Genomic DNA, 20,104 nt, shown 5'->3' on the forward strand with positions numbered 1-20,104 from the left:
TTTATATCCGGTTTCTGTTCAACTCCGTTTCCTAGCCTACAACTTTTAAAAACTAAAACAATAATCAGATGTCAGAAGTAAAAATTAATCCAGAAGGAAAGGTAGCATTAGTAAGTGGTGGCAACAGAGGAATCGGAAAAGCAATCGTAGTGGAGTTGCTCGAAAGAGGAGCAAAGAAGGTCTATGCTGGAGCGAGAAATCCTGAAACTTTGGTGGTTCTAAAAGAAAAATATGGTGACCAATTGGTGCCGTTGAAATTAGATGTGACGGACGAAACATCAATTGCAGAAGCGGTAAAGATGGCCACAGATGTGGAAATATTAATCAATAATGCAGGTGTCTTGAAATTCGACAGCTTATTGGGGAATGAGGCTGTGGCCAACTTAACAGATCAGCTAGCTGTAAATGTGCATGGTGTGATCAGCTTGACGAATGCTTTTGTAGATGGATTGAAGCAGAAAGAAACGGCAGCTATTGCAGTAGTATCTTCTTTGGCTGGACTAGCGAATATGCCGGTGATTGGTACTTATTCAGTAACTAAAGCTGCCGTGCATAGTGTAACGCAAGGGTACAGAGCAGAATTGGCGGAGAGCAACATTCTGGTATCAGGTGTTTATCCTGGGGCGATCGACACAGACATGACCAAGGATATGGAAATGGGTAAGGACACACCTGAAAATGTAGCTAAGGCTGTAGTGGATGGTTTAATTGCCGGACACGAAGATATCTATCCAGATGTGATGTCTGAGCAACTAGGTGCTGGCTATGGTACAAGTCCAAAAACTATTGAAAGAGAATTTGCCAAGTTTATTGGCTAAAAGGCGAGTAGTTTGAGTCCGATTCCGATAGCTATCGGGATCGGGAGGTTTTGAAACCCTGACGGATTCCGTCAGGGTTTTTTGTTTTATTGCTTTGGCAGTCTTATATATATATGGTCTAGGTGTAGATACAATCTACTTCTTTGGTTTTAGTCTGGATGGAATCATATTGAGGTATTCTAAATCTAGTAGGAGAAACAATATTTTTGTCAAATGGAAGCGAAAGCTTATTAAGAAAATGAGATACTTTATTCTATTATTTGTTTTATTAGTTATTTCATGTAGAGAAAATGCGCAAACGGATGATCCAGTCTTACCTGATGGGTTTATGGTAGAACTAGTAGATGAAGAACTCAAAAGTATAGTCAAAGGTTATATAAAGCAAAATGAGATTGATCCTGAATTCACCTACATTTCGCTAAATATATTTTCGATTGGAGGCAGAGAGGTTGTTTACCTGAGTCATGAAAGGGAGTTGTATTTTGAAATTAGTGGGTATCCAAGTTTTTTATCATCGGTAGATGACCACTTAATATTTATATATACAAGTGGAGCAAGATATTTGAGAACTGATATTTTTCAAGCAATTAAAAAGTATTCTGAACTATTTAATATTACATATTCTCATGAAGAAAACATGATTTATCATCCTGAAGTATGGAAACTTACAAGATGTCCTGGAAGTGCTTTTTTTATAGATAAGGGAGCACCAACATTAAGAAGAGATTATGTCCCTTGTGGGTATCAGTATAACTCAAAATTGAACAGGTTGGATTCGATGACGATGGAATAATGTCCAACCAGCTCACTTTTGTAAAGTGTGTTGATTTACACTTAAGTATAGAATGAAAAAAAGAGGAGACTTGGTGTAGATTGTACCTCTCTGTCTTAGGTTAAGCGCAGTGATCCTAAGGCCTAAATTAGGACAGGGCGTCCGCCCGATCGTCCTTGTATTGCAGAATCATCAACTTATCTATCTTGGGTGAAACATTTCCAAAGTTTTAAACTTTGGAAATGTTAGTTAGCCATTTTTTCTACTGAACCGGCCGCCTAGCTATTACTACTTCTTCTTTGAACCAACAATCCACAATTACGGACTGTCCCAGTTCGTAGCTGTTGAAATGAATCTCCTCCATGGTCGGAAATTGTGCTTCAGCCAGAGCCATGTTTTTTTTATCTTTAGCTATTTTGAACTTGTCATAGGCGGCGATGAAAACTGCCCTTCGAGCTACAATGTCTTTATCACCCACACACTCACTGAAACTCGACATGTACAAGTTGCCAATTAGCTTGTAAGCCTCTATATTATTGTTTTTGGCGATTGCCTTTTTTGCATATTGATAAGCATCTTGTTTCTTTTCTTTGAGTGTCATGGTTTTGGCCAGCTCCATATACACGTCGCCTTCCTGATCTGAAGATGTGGCTTGCTGCAAAGCGATACCCAGGTACCGTTGTGCATCGCTGAGCCTACGGTCGATGGTGGCTTTTTTCGCGGCATACATGGCTAATTTGTAATCGGGATCGGTGTCTAGCACTACACTTATTGCCTCTTGTGCCTTATTATTTACTTCGCAGTCCATTCTAAAAATCATATTGAGATAGCGCTTAGCTTGTGCTGGTTCCGTCAGTGATTGACCATAGATTTCCTCTACCTTTTCACAATTCAAATCTATTGCTTGAAGCAGCATCTGGTCTATTTTTTCTAGGTAGCCCTTGGCGTCTCCCTGCTCTCTAATTTGAGTGGCTATCCGGTCATAATTACTCAGTACCAATGTTTCATCCACAGGTTGTTTGTATTTCTTTGTGCGGCGCATCACATCGAAGTAGGCTAGCATGTTGGATTGTGATACGCCACCCATGTTTTCATCAAACCTTACTTGAAACAAGGAAGCTAAGCTGTCGTATTTTGCAGGATATTTGATCCAATATCTATAGATGGAAGAGAGAAATTGGTTTTGCACCTGATCATTTTTTCCATAGATGGAAAAACGATTCTGATAGAGGTCAAGCGCTTTTTGCTGATAGATTTTTATAGAATCCTGCGCTTTGGTTCCCTTCATCAGGTATTCATACACTTTCACGCCTTTGATGTAGTATTTTTCTCCTTCTTCTGGGCTGTTAGCAATGATATACTCTAGATTGGTCTGAGCTTTTTTCCAATCTTTGAGGTAGTAGTAATCTTGAAACATCAGTTTGCAATCTTCAAGAGAGGGTTGGTGCGTTTGACTGAAGGTATTAAATGAGATAAGAAAGGCTACGGCGAGGGTTGAAATCCACTTTGTCATTTGAGTTTTATTTTGGTTTTGTATCAGTGTTGCAATAACTGTGCTAAAGCTATAAATATCTTGTTAGGATACTTTTAAGGCATTATTATCAAATGAAGTGTCCGTTTTTGTTACAGAGTTTGTTTGACTAGCGTTCAATCATGGACGAGTCTAAAGCCTACGAAAAAGGCATTTTGATTAGGGAATCCGGATTGCCTGTCTGCAGACCTGCTGTGCCGAATTCTGCCTGTATATTGTCCGCCACGTTGAACTCTTCTGGTTCCATTTTTTGGTCCCTTTGGGTCGAAGTTGTAGGTACTTACATCTTCAGTAAACCAGTCTTGACACATTTCTAGAATATGGCCGTGCATGTCATACAGTCCCCAAGCGTTTGGCTCTTTACTGGCTACTGGATGAGTAGTGCGTCCGGAGTTGCCCGAGTGCCAGGTCATCACATCTCTGTCGCCGGCATAGGCGCCAGTGCTACCTGCTCTACAGGCATATTCCCATTCTGCTTCGTAAGGGAGACGAAATTGAGCACCTTGTTTGTTTAATTTCTTAATAAACTTTTGAGTATCATCCCAACTGACTGATTCTATAGGGTGATTGGGGCTTTTGATTTTGCCGGGATTGTCGCCCATCACGGATTCCCAAACGGCTTGGGTTGTTTCTGTTTTAGCGATCCAAAAACCTTTAGTGAGAGTCACTTGATGTTGTTTTTCGCGACTCGGATTCCGTTCGGATTCAGATTCAGGACTACCCATTAGGAATTGGCCTGCAGCAATCCATACCATCTCTATGGAGTAGGTGTCGTTGATTTCAAATTTTTTGCTTTCACCATGAGTCTGAGCATACCCGATCATTTGGATGATAAGTAGAAATGTTGGAGTAACTAAAAACTTTTTCATGACCATTTTTTATGCAATGATGTAACTTCCTTGAGACAGGGGCAATTGAAATGTGACCAGCTGTGAGAAGAGTGGTAAAAAGAGTTAGTAGTACGCTTTGGCCAAAGTCAGTACTTCGTTGATAGTCCGAAAATCAATATCCACTGTGGGGTCGACAGGTAAAATTTTCATTCGCTTTCGGTCTCCTTGCTGCAGAGCAGAATGGTCAATTTGATGTCCTTCTACAATCAATAGATAGGGATGTCCAGATTTTTTATCTGTCCATAGGTAGCTGAACGGCTTGTCCAGATAGAGGTAACAAGGCATGCCGTATTTCTTCGTTTCTTTGATGGAAGGATCAAATTGAAGCACCAAATCTCGAAGTGCCAATAAACAGCCTTTTAAAGGTTCCGGTTTATTCAAGTAAAATGAAGACAGATCAGGATGCATGCACTAATTCTGGAAAAAATAGTTTAAAAGTGGTTCCGCTGTTCAGTTGACTCTGAACTTCGATTTGACCACCCATGGCTTCCAATTGCCTTTTGGTCATGAACAAGCCCAAACCCTGTCCATCAGAGGTGTCATGTAGACGAGTGCCTAATTTAAACATCTTCTCACTGTACTTATCCAGATCGATACCGAGTCCACAGTCTTTGATGAATACGGAGGTGCCGGATTCTTCCTGATTGGCATAAATTTCCAGCAGTTTAGATTGATCTGTGATGCCATACTTGAGTGCATTAGTAATCAGATTATGAAAAATGCTATCCAAATAGGCCGGAAATGCCTTGATTTTATGTGATTCTTCAATGTTTACTTTTAAGTCAACATCTTTTCGTTTTATGATTTGGTTGGTCAATTTCAACACTCTTTGAACGGCCTCAGATAAACTACAATCAATTTTTTGTAACTCACTATGTTCATTTTCAAAATTGATCAACTCATTTATATTTGAAATGGAATTGTCCAGTTTTTGAGTGGTTATCTTGAGCATATCCAAATAGCCTTCACTTTCTGGAACCACGCGGATCATTTCAGAAAGGCCAATTAAATTGGCCACCGAAGCTCGTATATTATGAGAAGTGATGTAAGAAAACTCCTTAAGCCGTTGATTTTGATCTTTCGTGGTAGACAACAATTTCTGCAGCTCCTTTTCCTTTTCAGATCTCATTTGTATGTTCACCAACATATCTGAGTATAGCTTTAATATGGCTATTTCCTTCTCAGAGTACATTTTTTTTGTTGTAACTGAGTCGAAGCCTACAAACCCAATACAGTTATCACGATGCATGAGAGGAACAGTAAGCAAACTTTTTATCTCCTGCTCCAGTAGTATTTCTTTTGAGCCACTTTCTTCCATTTTCATGGTGTCAGGAATGTAGATAAAGTCTCCTTCGAAATGTGGGTTGACCATCTCTGCTACTTCATTCATGGGAAGATTTTGTGTTTCTTCCATTACACTTCGGATTCCTGATGCACACCATTCGAAAGTATTACTAATGGTTCGATTGATGTAGTCAAATTCAAATAAGTATGAGCGATCAGCTTGAACAAACTCTCCTATCTCTTTGAGTGATTTTTGTATGGCTTCATCTACGTCAGCCAGTGGCGTATTGATATATTTGGAAGAGATGCGCATCAGCAGGTTTTGAAGTTCATTTTGTGCCTCAAGTCTTTTTTTCGTTCTGATTTGATCTGAAATATCTCTGATGCTGGCTTGAATAAATACATCATCCTCAGTGTCTATTCGAGACAGAGCAACTGATGCATGGAAAGTTTCTCCGGTGTATTTTTTGTATTCCCACTCAAACGAATTGGAGCCCTTATCAAGAGCCATTTGCATGACTTCCTCAGCTTTTTGAGGGGATGGCGTGCCATCCGGTTGAAATTCGGGCCAGATGACATGAGGAGGTGTGTTTTTACAGGTCTCTAAGCTATTTGCATTGAAAAGTTTGACGACGGCTTGATTTCCAGTCACAAACTCACCTGAAGACTTAAGAATAATGATGGCATCATTAGAGTCTTCGAATAACGCCTGATACCTCATTTGATTTTCTCGAACCTCTTTTTCAGCTTTTTTCAGGTCGGTGATATCTCTAATAAAAGCAACTATGCAATCCACATTGTCCCATTGCATAAAGGAGTAGATAGCTTGTCCCAAAAATTTTGATTGATCTTTTCGAACGAATTCTACCTCAATAGTCTTGCTTGTTTTTTCATGTTTACTTCCTCTTAAAGCTTTTAGCACTAGATCGTGATCTTCTGGCGCATGAACTAGAGTAGGAGAAAGTTTTGTCATTTCATCCTGTGTGTAGCCAATCATTTTTTGTATGGCAGGATTAGCGTATAAAAAAGTACCTTCCTCATATCCCGCCACTAAAATTCCTTCACTTACACCCTCAAAAATGTTTTGAAACTTAGTTTCATTAAGAATTCTCTCCCTTTCTATTTTTTTTGATTCAGTAATATCTCGTACAGTGGCTTGTAAAAATTGCCGATCGCTAAAATCAACGCGAGTAAGTAATACCGTAGCAGGGAAATCCTCACCAGTCATTCTCCTATGGGTCCACTCAAAGTAGTGAGAGCCCTGTGTCATGGCAGTTTCTATCATCCGTTTTGCCTTAACCGCGGAAGGCTCACCGTCTGGTTGGGTTTCTGGTGATACTTGCCATGGCCCTATGGAGGTCCACTCATCCATGTCCTTTACCTTGAACATATCAAGAATAGTATTATTCCCCGTAGTAAACTTCCAGGTTGGAGGCTCAAGGGTCATGATAGCATCTTTAGAAGTCACGAAAAGCCGCCTGTACATTTCATTGGCATGCAACCGCTCTTCTTCCTTTGTCTTTTTATCAGTTATATCAACGACTAGTGCGGAAATACCATAGATTTTATCGTTGGATAGTAAAGGGGCATACATTAGGTCGAAATGTCTCAACCGTCCTCCAAACTCAAAAGGACGCGTTACGGTAAAACGTTCGCCATTTAGTGCACGGTCAAAATGTTTTCTCGCTAATGATTTAGATTCAGCACCCGCAAAGAAATCGAGAATATTGTCACCCGTTTTTGCTTCTACTCCATACATTTTCTGAAGAAGTTCCCGACCGCTTTTGTTGATAGAAAGTATCCGATAGGAGGTATCGAGGGAAATAACGATCAAGGTATCGTAGCCATCAAGTATTTGCTCCTGAATATTCATTTTAGCTGGTATGGTGATTAGGCCGTTTAAATATACGATATCAAGAGGTCTGGCACAAGCGATTTTTCTTTCGTTCTTGAAACTATTACCATCACTCATCACCTTGATTAGGATTATTCATCTCGTACATTTGTTTAGCTTGCGCTTATTCGAGAACATTGATCATGAATAAGAATATTTGGCTGTTTATTATCCCTGCTTTGATCTGGGGGTCTACTTGGTTTACTATCAAGTTTCAACTAGGAGTAGTGGATCCATTGGTTTCTGTAGTTTACAGATATCTACTGGCTGGCATCATCATGATTATTTTTTGTATAGCCACTCGAAGAAGAATGAACTTCTCTATTCGGGAACACGCTTTTATGGCCCTACAAGGTTTTTTGCTGTTTGGAGTGAACTACTGGTTAGTTTATGAAGCTGAGGTTTATCTGGCCAGTGGGTTGATTGCCGTGGCTTATTCGACATTAGTTTTTTTGAATTCTATGTTCGGTTCCTTGTTTCTCAATAGGCCAATCAATCGCCAGATATTAATGGCCGCTTTGTTAGGACTTGTAGGGACCATTCTGATATTTGGAAATGAATTCCTGGGGCTCACATTTTCAAAAGAAACCATTGTCGGTACGATTATCACGGCGGTTTCTGTAATCATAGCATCATTAGGAAACATTACCTCAGCTAGGAATTCGGCTAATAACATTCCAGTCATCCAGGCCAATGCATACGGTATGTTGTATGGAGGGATCTGGATGGGACTGTTAGCACTTATTCTTGACAGACCTTTTACCTTCGATCCATCCTGGAGCTATATAATTTCCCTGGTCTATCTGACTATTTTTGGTTCGATAGTAGCTTTTGGAACTTATCTGACTTTGATAAGTAGAGTAGGTGCTGATAAGGCGGCATATGCCCTGGTGATTATTCCCGTTATAGCTGTTGGGATCTCCTACCTTTTTGAAAGTTATCAAATGACTGTTTATGCAGCTATAGGTGTAGTTCTAATTTTGGTCGGAAATGTTTTGGCCATTCAACAGAAAAAAGCTTAGTACAGTTATTTAATTTGAATGGCATCGCACGTCCCTACGAATGGTACACCCGTTTGCTCAAATGCATAAGTGATAAGTCCCACGTACACTTCGCTTTCATAAGTGGGAGGGGTGCCGGGCAAGTCTCCGGTTTCATTATACAGCAACCAATTATCTCCTGCGGCATTCAGATTAGGTAATTGCCAGTAAACAGTTATTGTTCGATCCTCATTTCCTACAATCCTAATATCAGCCCGTCCATCTGGGATGGTGTTAGCCCCAATGTCATTTACACTAGAATTGCCCTCATTTGTGTTTTTGCCTTCAATGGTAAATCCCGTTGGACCTCTGTGACCCACAACTACGTGGCTCGAACTCGGAGTTGACAGGTCGAGGACGTGTACTTGTACACCGCAAAAATTATAAGGATCATTATTACTGCTTGGGGCCACCTGTGAATCCTCTTGCGTACCAATTCCAATGTTTCTGGCGATGAACTCAAATGGGAATATTAGTTTCTTGGCATCGAGTCGACCCTGATCTTCATGATAGTGTAGTGTCGTATTATTGGTGTTAGAAGTGAGATTAGCATGATAACGACCATTTTGTCTTTTCACATCGGGAAGAGCCGAAGCATTGTTAGTCACATAATCAATAAGATCACCATTACCTTCAAAATCATCAGACAACTCATTTAAGTCTTCAGAGACTCCCTGATATGGATTGATATCTGAATCATCGTTTTCGCATGCAAAAGCCATTAATAGAAAGCTTAGAGTAAGAAGTAGGTTTGTTTTTTTCATACGGGTGTAACGAGAATTTTTTACTTGGTATTTAGTGAAAAACCGCGTTTTCGATGAATATACTCGAATTATCGACTTGAAATCTTATTCATCAGATGAATAAGACCGTCATTAATTTCCTTTGAAATTTTAAAGACATACACAGCGCCACAGTAGAGCACACCAACAGCTATAGACCGTACAGCCAAATCCACCAATGGACTATCTAGTTTAGGGAACGATATTCCGATAGATAACACGACAATTCCGATCAGCAGTAAAACTCCATTTTTCCATGTAAATGGAACAAAACCAAATTTCTTTTTGATGAAGATCATTTTGATCAACCCAAAGCAAAACAATGCAAGCATGGAAGCAAAGGCTGCTCCCGATATACCAAAAGCTGGAATCAAGACCAGGTTGAGGGCAATCATGAGAATGGCCAAAATGGCAATGGTCACCACATTGAATTTGTAATACTTAGACATAGAAATAATTGGGCTACTATTGGCAAAAGCCATCTCCATTACTTTGGAGAACCCTATGAAATAAACGACGTACTTTCCTTGGACAAACTCTTCACCATTCGACATGAGAGCAAATACATTGTCCAAATTGCACACCAGGCCAATAAAAAGTAGTCCCCCTACCACCATTTGATTGATAGAGGTTTGCTTGTAGATTTTTTCTACTGTGGTGATATTTTGGTTCTCCAACGAGTCAGAAATTAATGGCGTAGTAATTTGCACAATTACACGCCTAGACAATTCTATCATCACCGCGAAATAAAATACTGTAGAATAAATACCGTTTGCGCTCAGACCAAGTTCAGAAGATATCATGACTTGATCTATGTTGAGTACAATGTTTGCGCTGCCAGCTCCAATCATCACAAATAAAGAATACGTGGCAAGTCGTTTGATCAGTGGTTTGTCTATTAGGTCCAACTTTAGGCTAAACTTGAGTTCGCCTAGGGAATAGGTGTAAGCCAGTAGCATGATGAGCATGATAGCGTACATTAGGATCAGGCCGTAGGTCAACTGATGAAATGATATGACTTGAAGAAAATAAAGTGACACACCAATGGAGTACATAATTCTCAATGCTACTTCCTTGATGATATTTTGAGCAATAGTCTTTAAAAAAAGCCTACTGTAAACTTCGTACAGCGCATGCAGTGACAAAAAAAGTATAAGAACTATGACCACAATAAAATACTCTGTCAGCTGTGGAGAATTGGTACTGAAGTAGGATTTGATGGGTTCATCAAAAAAATAAAAAACTGTGCAGGTAATAGCGAATCCAATAAATACAACTAGCACACAAAAGGTGATGAGCTGGGTCAGTCCATGCGGTTTTTTCTTCAATTCCGGAGCAAATTTTTGAAGAGTACTTGCGATCCCTAGTTGAGAAAAAGAGGTGATCAAAAAAGCTGTGGAGGGTATCACCCTGATTAAACCAATCTGCTCTGTAGATAAGAATATAGGAAAGAGAACAATGGTATTTATAAAGCCAATAGCCGCACCTATATAGGTGAATAGGGCTGAAATACTACTTTGTTTGATAACTACTCCCAATCGATTTTTGAGCTATGGTTCGCCGCAATGATAACTTATAAAGGGTAATTTGGTATTTAATTCTAATGCAATTTGTAAGTTTATATTTCAATTCTAAAATAAGACTATCGTGACGAACGCAGAAATAAAATCGAAGCTTAAGCTTGCTTCTAAGTTGATGGAACTTCATGGAGACAACCCTTTTAAAATACGAGGGTATCAAACGGCGGCAGATACCATTAGTGATTTAGAAGTAGAGATGAGTACGATGTCCATAGATGATATTCCAAAAATTGACGGTATTGGTAAGGGCATGGCAGCAAATGTTACACAGTTGTTGGAAAGGGGATCGTTCGATGGGATGGACCAACTGATGGAGGATACTCCTGAAGGAGTTGTTGAAATGTTCAAAATATCTGGCTTTGGCCCAAAGAAAATTGCCGTTTTGTGGAAAGAGGGAGGGGCAGAGTCTATGGATGATCTTTTGAGGCTGTGTCAACAGGGGAAAGTATCCAAACTAAAGGGGTTTGCTGAAAAGTCTCAAGAGACCTTGATGAATGCCATTGAGTTTGCAATTAGCTGTAGAGGTTTTGAACGGTACGCCAATGTGGAACCATTCATGATCAATATCTTGGCTGAGTTTGAAAAGTACAAGTCCATACTTCTCTTTTCAGAAACTGGAGAACTGCGTCGTCGAATGGAAGTGATTGGATGTCTTGAGTTTTTAGTGGCCTCCGAAAATTTTGAGTCTACCCGTCTAATGATCAATGGAATAAATGGATTTTCTGAAAACGAAAAATTGTCCGGTCCTTATACCTGGAGCGGTTATTATCAAAACTGCCCCATTCCCGTAAAAATAAGATTTTGTAATACTGATGGTTTTTATAATACACTGGTAGAAACAACGGCGAATCCCAAGCATCTAAATGCTTCGATTGATAGCGATAAAAATTTAAAGCAGGTGGTGAGGGAAAAGGCGTATACATCAGAAGAAGCTATCTATGAAGCTGCGGGCTTGTCTCCAATGGTCCCTGAATTGAGAGAAGGAGAATTTGAAATCGAACTGGCCAAGCAAAATAAACTTCCCAAGTTGGTGGAAATGGAGGACCTGAAAGGTATCCTTCACAATCATTCCACCTATAGCGATGGCAGACATACACTTCGACAAATGGCGGAGCATTGCAAATCACTTGGGTACGAATATCTGGGTATTTCTGATCATAGCCATACCGCGGTGTATGCTAATGGACTCAAAGACTTTCAAGTAAAGGCACAACAAGAAGAAATTAAGAAACTCAATGAAGAACTAGCACCTTTTAAAGTCTTTTCAGGAATTGAATCTGATATATTAAATGATGGTTCCCTGGATTATCCTGACGATATACTGGCTAGTTTTGATTTTATTGTGGCATCTGTTCATTCAGGTTTGAATATGGATATAACTAAGGCAACCAATAGGCTATTGACTGCTATCCATAATCCATATACCACAATTCTTGGGCATATGACAGGCCGGTTGATCTTAGAAAGAGAAGGCTACCCAGTAGATCACAAAGCGGTGATTGACGCTTGCGCGGAAAAAGGTGTGGTCATAGAAATCAATGCCAGTCCATACCGACTCGACATAGATTGGAGATGGGTACACTATGCATTGGAGAAAGGGGTGATGCTCAGTATTAATCCAGATGCTCATAAAATGGAAGGGTACAAGGATATGTACTATGGGTTGCTGGCTGGTCGAAAAGGAGGGCTGACTAAGGATATGTGCTTGAATGCGATGAATTTGGAAGAGATTTCTGGCTATTTTATGAAAAGAAAATCGAAATGATCTCATAGCTCAGAGTTCAAAACCCTGAACTATCAATATGCGAAATCACCATGAAAACCCTTTACCTCGTCCGTCACGCTAAGTCCAGCTGGAAAGACTCCAGTTTGAAAGACCGCGATCGTCCATTGAACAAACGAGGTAAAAGGGATGCTCCCCGTATGGCCGAATATCTGCGGCAAAGGATCGGGTCTCCCGATGTTTTTATCAGCAGTCCATCGAGAAGGACACAAGATACTGCCGCATATTTCTTGGAGGCTTTTGGACGCCTGAAAGGAGAATTAGAAATGGAAGAAGATTTGTATCATGGAGATGAACAAGATATTGAAACTGTCATGCAGTCCATCAACAATAGTCATGAATCGACCATGCTGTTTATTCACAATCCTGGTATTACAGACTATGTGAATGAGCTGACAGGAGAGGATATTTTTAATATCCCTACATGCGGAGTTGTTGGCATTCAATTGGATACACAAGATTGGAAACGAATCCATCGATGTCAGAAAAAAAAGCTTTTTTATTACTATCCTAAAGGATTAGATTTACGTACCCAATAACGCGCAACGTTACCATTCCCAAAACTACATGTGATTTCAGATTAGATTCCTTCATGAAAAAAGGTAACTGTTTCTGAATGATTAATATTTCTAACACAAAAAAGAATTTATGGCTTATCAAGCAGCAGCAGAGCGGTACGATACGATGAAATATCGTAGATGTGGAAAATCAGGACTTTTATTACCAGCTATTTCTTTAGGGTTATGGCACAATTTCGGTCATGTCGATGAGTATGATAATGGATGTAAAATGGTTCAATACGCCTTTGACCGTGGCATCACTCACTTTGATTTAGCGAATAATTACGGGCCGCCTCCAGGGTCTGCAGAAGAGAACTTTGGAAAAATGCTCAAGCAAGATTTGATGCCCTATAGAGATGAAATGGTGATTTCCACCAAGGCGGGCTACCACATGTGGGAAGGCCCATATGGAGAATGGGGAAGTAGGAAATACATCCTGTCCAGCCTTGATCAATCGCTCAAAAGAATGGGATTGGACTATGTGGATATATTCTATCATCACCGACCAGATCCCAACACACCTATCGAAGAGTCTGCTTTGGCATTGGATCATGCAGTAAAGCAAGGGAAGGCATTGTATGTAGGGGTTTCCAACTACCAACCAGAACAAACTGAGGAAATAGCCAAAATATTCAAGGAACTGAGAACGCCATTTATCATTCATCAGCCAAGATATTCGATGTTTGATCGATGGGTGGAAGATGGTTTGTTGGATACCTTAGAGTCAAATGGTATAGGAAGTATTGTCTTCTCTCCATTGGCTCAGGGGCTGTTGACTAATAAGTATTTAAAAGGTATTCCTAAAGATTCCAGAGCGGCTAAAGATTGGGGATTCTTAAAAAGTGATCATGTCACAGAAGAGAAAATCAATAAGGTTTTAGCGCTTCAAAAAATCGCAGAATCCCGAGGTCAGGAAATTTCTCAACTAGCCATTGCTTGGTTGTTGAGACATGACGTAGTAACCTCGGTGCTCATTGGAGCTAGTAGTGTGGGGCAACTCAAGCAAAACCTGGTTAGCATTGAAAAGATTGACTTTAGTCCTCAAGAGTTGGACGAAATAGAGAAGGTTTTAAAAGGTTAAAAGAAAGGAGGTGAGTTCACCTCCTTTTTTGTTTTCAAAGGGGAATGGATTAATATTAATGTAAGGCACGATAAACTTCAATCCCGTTAAAATGAAAAACCAACTGTTGGCACTTTTACTTTTTGGATGTTCTGTATTTACTGTTCAGGCGCAAAATCCTACCATTCCCTATGGAGATAACCCGGAAGTTGGTAAGTATGCCGAAGTAAACGGCATCAAAGTCTATTATGAAATTTATGGAGAAGGCGAACCTTTACTTCTCATCCATGGCAATGGGGGCTCCATAAAGTCCAGTACACCTAAAATAGATTATTACAAAGACAAGTACAAGGTCATAGCCATGGATAGCCGGGCTCATGGAAAAACCAAAGATATTGGGGATAGCTTGACCTATGAGCAAATGACAGCCGATGTCAATGACGTATTAGATCAGCTCAATATCGATTCCTGTCTTATATGGGGTCAGAGCGATGGTGGAATTATTGGATTAAAATTAGCAATTGACTACCCGGATAAGGTGAAGAGGTTGGCTGTGTTTGGCGCCAATTTGAGACCAGATTCTACAGCAGTCGATGATGACAATGCGACTTTTGTGAAGAACATGATTGCCAATGAAACAGATGATTATAAATTGAGACTTTTTGGACTGCTTGTTAATCAACCACAAATTCCAGTTTCAGACTTAGCAAAAATTACAGCACCGGTTTTGGTTATGACAGGAGACCGAGATGTGATTAGGTTAGAACATTCGTTGGAAGTATTTTATAACATTAAAAAATCCAACTTGTTTGTGATGCCTGGAGCTACGCACTTTGGATCCTACGAAAAACCTGAGTTGTTTTTCAAAGTCTTGGATAACTTTTTTACCCAACCATTCACTACCACATCTACATATGATATTATTAAGAACATTAAGTTTTGAGCCGTGGGTGTAAAAAAAGTAATGATCGCTGGAGCAGGAACTTTAGGTTCTCAAATTGCTTGGCAAACTGCTTTTAAAGGATTCGAAGTAGTAGTGTATGACGCTTTTGAAAAAGGCATAGAGGCCAGTAGAATATTTCATCAGCAATATGCTTCCATTTTTCTGAAATCATTAGGGGCAAGTGAAGATCAGGTTCGGAATACGCATGCCCGACTGTCCTATACTACAGACTTGAAGGAGGCGGTTTCATCCGTAGATTTTATCAGCGAGTCGGTACCTGAAAATCAAGAAATCAAACGTGCGTTTTATAAAGAACTTTCGAAAGTGGTGGCTGACGAGGTTGTCATTACTTCCAATTCTTCTACTTTGCTACCCAGTGATTTTGTGAGTGCAGTTGATAAGCCCGAAAGGTTCTTGGCACTGCATTTTGCTAACATGATTTGGACTTTCAATGTAGCCGAAGTGATGACTCATCCTGGCACTGACTCAAAGGTGAAGGAAGAAGCGATTGCTTTCGCCAAGGCCATAGGTATGGTACCGATAGTACTCAACAAAGAACAGAACGGCTATGTGCTCAATTCTATCTTAGGACCCATGCTTACCGCCGCTCTGGATTTGGTTGAGCAGGGAGTGGTCGATTTTCAAGAAGTAGATCGGACCTGGATGATTTCGGGTAATCCTCGAGGTCCATTCATGATTATGGACATGATTGGACTTGAAACCATGTACAACGTGATGATGCACTGGGGTGAAGTTCAAAATGACAAGCAGAAACTAGCGAACGCTGAATACCTGAAAACCAATTACCTCGATAAGGGAAAACTAGGAATAAAAACCAAAGGAGGTTTTTACGATTATCCCAATCCCGCTTTTAAAGACCCTGAGTTTTTGTTGTAGTGACTAGATTTGTTAGTTTTTAGCTTAATTCTAATTAAGTAAAATGCCTTTTACATTAAATTTTATAGTTGTGAGATATTTTCTTGTAATCAGCATGATTATTCTATTCGGATCTGGGAATGCTCAATCCAATATGTTTTATGGAATCATTCCTGATAGCACGGATCATTCGTATGAAGCGCTATTAAATTTTGTTGAGCATCAATATGAAGAAAAGGAAGATATAGCTAAGTTCTTTTATTATTGGATGGCAAGCAATATATCGTATAATCAGAATGAGGCTAACGGAGTTATAGATTCATCTACAAGCTCGCAAATTAAAACTCCATTAGAGGTGTTTGATTCTAAAACTGCAGTTTGCTCAGGGTATTCCTCTCTCTATAAACTTTTTCTCAATGAATTTGATATTGAATGTGAAGTAGTGAATGGATATGCTAAACGCAAACAGGGGGTGATAGATCGTTCTGGAATGCTTGTGAATCATAGTTGGAATGCCGTCCAACTAGATGGGAAGTGGTTTTTGGTTGATCCTACTTGGGCTAGCCCGATTGGTGACGAACCAACAATTTCGGAGTATTATTTTAAAACACCACCTACGCTGTTTCTTTTCAATCATTTCCCTGAAATACCCTATTGGCAATTGAATGATAATCCTCTGTCGATCGAAGAATTTAAGAGTTTGCCGGAAGTTAATGCCTCATATTTTGAACTTGGATTCGATGATATCTTACCAAAATTTGAAGTTTATGATGATCGATTTCGATTAACTATTGGAGCTTCAAGCCAATGGAAACCAGTTCTGTTGAAGAGTAGTTTGGGTAAAAAATATGAACCACTACGATATCGTAGAAAAAGAAAAAAAGGAACCTTTGAATTCGACTTTTCCCTTGATGAGATTAACTCCAATGTGGTAAGGTTGGATGCAACCAAGCAGTTGGATTACAATACTTCCGTTACACAAACTCAACTAATGGCCTTCGTTATTCACTAACTTTACTCCTCAATCCGCATGTCATCAGACAATTCATTGTCTGGTTTTACCACATTTACAAAATCATTAGCGAGAAGCAATTCTTCACATTTCTTGATGGCATTCGCAATACCTTTAGCCGGATGATTGGCTTTGATTCCCTGAATGACCAAACCTAATACCTCGTTCCAGTCTTCTTGTTGGATTTTAGCATTGATGCCTGAATCTCCTAAGACTTGCACTTGATGTTCTAATTCGCTGATGTAGATCAGAATACCTATTCTGTCGGTGGTGTTGAAAATTTCTTCTTGCAAGAAAATGTCTCTGGCTTTGGTTAATACTCGATGAGAAACGATAGCATCCGGTGTGAAAGAAACCCTGAGTGAGTGTAGAAAATAGGGGATGGTAAAACCTAGCGCTGTAGTGCCGATACCGATAAGGCAAGTAAACATAATGCCTATGGAAGCAGGAAGTAGCCATAGATAAGATAGAGTCGCCACGAGTGCCAAAAACAAAACGCCAAACAAACCACCAAGCTTCCAGCAGGCCATGAGGTAGCTGTCGCTTTCACGCGCAAAATAGACCACCATTTCGCCAGCCGTTTTTTGCTCTAGTTCTTGTACTGCTTCTTTGACCAGTTTTTTATCCGCTTCCGAAAATTCAAATTTCTTTCTCATATCTCTAATGGCTCAATGCCAATTATTCATTAATCACAATCTACTTTTTACTATGCATTATTCACTCTTAGCTATTCTCTCAATCTACCATCCCCCAGAAGCACCACCGCCACCGAAGCCGCCACCTCCGCCAGAGAAACCGCCAAATCCTCCGCCACCCGAAGAAAAGCCACCTCCAGAGCCACCATAGTACCCACCGCCGTAGTATCCTCCACCGCCTCGGCCACCAGTAGAATTACTGAAAAGAACAAACAAGGAAACGATGAATGAGAATATTCCCATAACCACATTGGCCATGACCCATGCCAACAGCACAGCGATCACCAAAGCCACAACGAATTTCATAGAAGACTTTTTGATCAGTGCTTTGATTACGCTAAGAATAATCAACCCAAACACTATCAATCCTATTGAGAAGTTCTTGGCTGAGCCTTGAGGTCTGTAGTTTTTCTTAGTCACTGCAGGCAAATCTTCTCCATTGATCAAATCCATGACTGCATCCAGTCCTTTGTTGATACCCGTGGCAAACTGTCCATGTCTGAATTCGGGGGTGATAATATTTTCAATGATACGCTTGGCATAAATATCGGGAATAGCTCCTTCTAGTCCGTACCCCACGTCAATGCGAAGCTTACGATCGTTCATAGCCACTACCATGAGTACACCATCATCTACACCTCCACGACCAATTTTCCATTTTTCGGCTACGCGAATGCTGAATTGCTCGATCTCTTCAGGCTTAGTAGACGAGAGGATGAGCACAGCAATCTGACTGCCTTTTGCTTCTTCAAAGCGTCGAAGTTTATCTTCCAGATAATCCAGATCATTACTAGTGATGGTCTGTGTCAGGTCCGTTACCCGCTGTTTAAGTTCGGGTATAGCCACATAGTCTTGCGCAAGTGTAATATTGCTTAAGAATATGAAACAAATAAGGACAAAAAGAGTTGGAGTATTCTTGATTTTCATTCCAGCTAAAGTAGTACATTTGAATTTTAACCAAGTAAGAAGATGAGTAAAAAGACATTAATAATATTAGGCGTACTAGCCGTAGTAGTAATTTGGATGTATAGTTCCGTAACCGGAAAATACAACAACATGGTAACCATGGACGAAGGTGTAACTGCACAATGGGCCAATGTAGAAACTCAGTACCAGCGAAGAGCGGATTTGATTCCGAATTTGGTAAGCACGGTGAAAGGGTATGCTGCTCACGAAAAGGAAACCTTAGAAGCCGTAGTACAAGCCAGAGCCAAAGCGACCAGCACCACTATCGATGCTGGCAACTTGAATGCTGCTTCTATCCAGCAATTTCAAGAGGCGCAAAGTGGACTTTCTTCTGCGCTGTCGAGATTGTTAGTAACTGTAGAGAAATATCCAGACTTAAAGGCGAATCAAAACTTCCTTGAGCTTCAGGCGCAATTGGAAGGCACGGAAAATAGAATCGCTGTAGAACGTAGAAGATTCAACGAAGCGGTACAAGGCTACAATACCTACGTTCGAAAATTCCCAAACACCATATATGCAGGTTGGTTCGGTTTCGAAAAGAAAACTGGCTTTGCCGCTCAGGAGGGAAGCGAAAATGCCCCTAAGGTGGAGTTTTAGAATCAGTGATTAAAGAGGAAGTCTCATATTTGATCGTCATTACGAACGGAGCGGGACGCGAAGTCTGAAGCAATCTTAAGCAAATTTACCAGAGCGATGTTGAGATCACTTCGTTGCACTGGTGATGACGTTTACTATTTACGTTTGAGACAGTTTCTTTAGTTATAAAAACTGAACTCCATTCCCTTTGAATTTGTTAAAAGATCATGGCAACATTCTCAGATATTATCAATTCAGATCAGCCCGTACTGGTGGATTTCTATGCCGACTGGTGTGGGCCTTGTCAGCAAATGGCACCTGTGCTTTCAGAACTCAAAAGTGAGGTCAAAGGTAAAGCCCAGGTGATCAAAGTGGACGTGGATAAAAATCAAAAAGCCTCTCAGGTTTATCAGATCCGTTCTATTCCTACTATGATCTTGTTTAAGAAAGGGCAGATCCTGTGGAGGCACTCAGGTACTTCTACCAAAGAGCAACTCAAATCGGTTATCGAATCGCATCAATGATACGTTTGTTGTTTGTCATATTATTGATTCCATCATTTGGCCATGCCCAAGACGATATGAAAAAGAAAGCCTTTTATACACTGATAAATTCATTGATTAGCCACTCGGTAACTGAAGTAAAAGCCGATGAAGTCGAAAGCACAGACGTTGTTTGGCTCGATGCCCGTGAGCAGAAGGAATACGATGTAAGTAGGATAGAAGGAGCTCAGTTTGTTGGGTACGATAACTTCAAACTCAAATCAGTAAGTCAGATAGATAAAGATGCAGAAATCATCGTCTATTGCTCCATTGGCTATCGAAGCGAGAAGATTGCTGAGAAGCTTGAAAAGGCTGGTTTCACTAATGTAAAAAACCTCTACGGCGGCATATTCGATTGGTGTAATTCCGGCAAGGAAGTAGTGGACGAAGAAGGAAATCCCACCAAAAAAGTGCATGGCTACGGCCGCACGTGGGGCGTCTGGCTCAATGATGCCGAGACCGTTTACTGAAAAATAAAGGTCTCGACATGTGTTAATTAT

20 protein-coding genes are annotated in these 20,104 nt (G+C 40.3%); 12 read left to right on the forward strand and 8 right to left on the reverse strand.

Going from position 1 to position 20,104, the window contains the following annotated elements:
* The first annotated feature begins 68 nt into the window (after positions 1 to 68).
* Positions 69 to 818 (forward strand): SDR family oxidoreductase, encoded by a 750-nt coding sequence (locus ACO6S2_RS08985; protein WP_422362163.1) that lies wholly within the window; start codon positions 69 to 71, stop codon positions 816 to 818.
* 238 nt (positions 819 to 1,056) lie between these two features.
* A complete protein-coding gene (locus ACO6S2_RS08990) occupies positions 1,057 to 1,611 on the forward strand; it encodes a hypothetical protein (protein WP_422362164.1) in 555 nt (184 codons plus the stop codon).
* 241 nt (positions 1,612 to 1,852) lie between these two features.
* Here the strand turns inward: ACO6S2_RS08990 and ACO6S2_RS08995 are convergent, their stop codons facing one another.
* From ACO6S2_RS08995 to ACO6S2_RS09010, 4 genes are all read right to left on the reverse strand, one after another.
* Complete coding sequence (locus ACO6S2_RS08995) at positions 1,853 to 3,103, reverse strand: tetratricopeptide repeat protein (RefSeq protein WP_422362165.1); 1,251 nt, start codon at positions 3,101 to 3,103, stop codon at positions 1,853 to 1,855.
* A 134-nt stretch (positions 3,104 to 3,237) separates the two neighbouring features.
* Entirely contained in the window at positions 3,238 to 3,990 is a 753-nt protein-coding gene (locus tag ACO6S2_RS09000; protein ID WP_422362166.1) for a formylglycine-generating enzyme family protein, read from the reverse strand.
* A gap of 84 nt (positions 3,991 to 4,074) precedes the next feature.
* Positions 4,075 to 4,359, reverse strand: a complete 285-nt coding sequence (locus ACO6S2_RS09005) for a DUF1801 domain-containing protein (RefSeq protein WP_422362167.1) — start codon at positions 4,357 to 4,359, stop codon at positions 4,075 to 4,077.
* Positions 4,360 to 4,408: 49 nt separating this feature from the next.
* The gene (locus tag ACO6S2_RS09010) at positions 4,409 to 7,267 is read right to left on the reverse strand and encodes a PAS domain S-box protein (protein ID WP_422362168.1); all 2,859 of its coding nucleotides are present in this window, start codon (positions 7,265 to 7,267) and stop codon (positions 4,409 to 4,411) included.
* Between the two features lie 65 nt (positions 7,268 to 7,332).
* On the opposite strand from ACO6S2_RS09010, the gene ACO6S2_RS09015 reads away from it, so the two are divergent.
* Positions 7,333 to 8,211, forward strand: coding sequence for a DMT family transporter (locus tag ACO6S2_RS09015; protein ID WP_422362169.1), 879 nt, complete (start codon positions 7,333 to 7,335; stop codon positions 8,209 to 8,211).
* Between the two features lie 5 nt (positions 8,212 to 8,216).
* On the opposite strand, the gene ACO6S2_RS09020 is transcribed toward ACO6S2_RS09015, so the two are convergent.
* Together ACO6S2_RS09020 and ACO6S2_RS09025 are read right to left on the reverse strand one after the other, a co-directional pair.
* The gene (locus ACO6S2_RS09020) at positions 8,217 to 8,951 is read right to left on the reverse strand and encodes a hypothetical protein (protein WP_422362170.1); all 735 of its coding nucleotides are present in this window, start codon (positions 8,949 to 8,951) and stop codon (positions 8,217 to 8,219) included.
* Positions 8,952 to 9,061: 110 nt separating this feature from the next.
* Complete coding sequence (locus tag ACO6S2_RS09025) at positions 9,062 to 10,549, reverse strand: lipopolysaccharide biosynthesis protein (protein ID WP_422362171.1); 1,488 nt, start codon at positions 10,547 to 10,549, stop codon at positions 9,062 to 9,064.
* Positions 10,550 to 10,658: 109 nt separating this feature from the next.
* Here ACO6S2_RS09025 and ACO6S2_RS09030 point away from each other — a divergent pair, with 109 nt between their 5' ends.
* The 6 genes from ACO6S2_RS09030 (at position 10,659) to ACO6S2_RS09055 (ending at position 16,825) form a co-directional block, all read left to right on the forward strand.
* Positions 10,659 to 12,356: a PHP domain-containing protein gene (locus ACO6S2_RS09030; protein ID WP_422362172.1), complete on the forward strand. Its 1,698-nt coding sequence runs from the start codon at positions 10,659 to 10,661 to the stop codon at positions 12,354 to 12,356.
* 50 nt (positions 12,357 to 12,406) lie between these two features.
* Positions 12,407 to 12,913, forward strand: coding sequence for a SixA phosphatase family protein (locus tag ACO6S2_RS09035; RefSeq protein ID WP_422362173.1), 507 nt, complete (start codon positions 12,407 to 12,409; stop codon positions 12,911 to 12,913).
* Positions 12,914 to 13,022: 109 nt separating this feature from the next.
* Entirely contained in the window at positions 13,023 to 14,015 is a 993-nt protein-coding gene (mgrA, locus tag ACO6S2_RS09040; protein WP_422362174.1) for an L-glyceraldehyde 3-phosphate reductase, read from the forward strand.
* 91 nt (positions 14,016 to 14,106) lie between these two features.
* Positions 14,107 to 14,937, forward strand: coding sequence for an alpha/beta fold hydrolase (locus tag ACO6S2_RS09045; RefSeq protein WP_422362175.1), 831 nt, complete (start codon positions 14,107 to 14,109; stop codon positions 14,935 to 14,937).
* 3 nt (positions 14,938 to 14,940) lie between these two features.
* Positions 14,941 to 15,834: a 3-hydroxyacyl-CoA dehydrogenase gene (locus tag ACO6S2_RS09050; protein ID WP_422362176.1), complete on the forward strand. Its 894-nt coding sequence runs from the start codon at positions 14,941 to 14,943 to the stop codon at positions 15,832 to 15,834.
* A gap of 70 nt (positions 15,835 to 15,904) precedes the next feature.
* Positions 15,905 to 16,825 (forward strand): transglutaminase domain-containing protein, encoded by a 921-nt coding sequence (locus ACO6S2_RS09055; RefSeq protein WP_422362177.1) that lies wholly within the window; start codon positions 15,905 to 15,907, stop codon positions 16,823 to 16,825.
* Positions 16,826 to 16,827: 2 nt separating this feature from the next.
* On the opposite strand, the gene ACO6S2_RS09060 is transcribed toward ACO6S2_RS09055, so the two are convergent.
* Both ACO6S2_RS09060 and ACO6S2_RS09065 read right to left on the reverse strand, forming a co-directional pair.
* The gene (locus ACO6S2_RS09060; RefSeq protein WP_422362178.1) at positions 16,828 to 17,481 is read right to left on the reverse strand and encodes a TPM domain-containing protein; all 654 of its coding nucleotides are present in this window, start codon (positions 17,479 to 17,481) and stop codon (positions 16,828 to 16,830) included.
* Positions 17,482 to 17,565: 84 nt separating this feature from the next.
* Positions 17,566 to 18,447 carry a TPM domain-containing protein gene (locus ACO6S2_RS09065; protein WP_422362179.1) on the reverse strand — a complete coding sequence of 294 codons (882 nt, stop codon included), beginning with the start codon at positions 18,445 to 18,447 and terminating at the stop codon, positions 17,566 to 17,568.
* 42 nt (positions 18,448 to 18,489) lie between these two features.
* On the opposite strand from ACO6S2_RS09065, the gene ACO6S2_RS09070 reads away from it, so the two are divergent.
* From ACO6S2_RS09070 to ACO6S2_RS09080, 3 genes are all read left to right on the forward strand, one after another.
* Positions 18,490 to 19,083 carry a LemA family protein gene (locus ACO6S2_RS09070; RefSeq protein WP_422362180.1) on the forward strand — a complete coding sequence of 198 codons (594 nt, stop codon included), beginning with the start codon at positions 18,490 to 18,492 and terminating at the stop codon, positions 19,081 to 19,083.
* Between the two features lie 206 nt (positions 19,084 to 19,289).
* Positions 19,290 to 19,586: a thioredoxin gene (gene trxA, locus ACO6S2_RS09075; protein WP_422362181.1), complete on the forward strand. Its 297-nt coding sequence runs from the start codon at positions 19,290 to 19,292 to the stop codon at positions 19,584 to 19,586.
* A complete protein-coding gene (locus ACO6S2_RS09080; protein WP_422362182.1) occupies positions 19,583 to 20,074 on the forward strand; it encodes a rhodanese-like domain-containing protein in 492 nt (163 codons plus the stop codon). The genes trxA and ACO6S2_RS09080 overlap by 4 nt, the downstream gene beginning before the upstream one ends.
* Positions 20,075 to 20,104 lie beyond the last annotated feature (30 nt).

This window comes from Reichenbachiella sp. (genome assembly GCF_965233835.1).
Taxonomy (GTDB): domain Bacteria; phylum Bacteroidota; class Bacteroidia; order Cytophagales; family Cyclobacteriaceae; genus Reichenbachiella.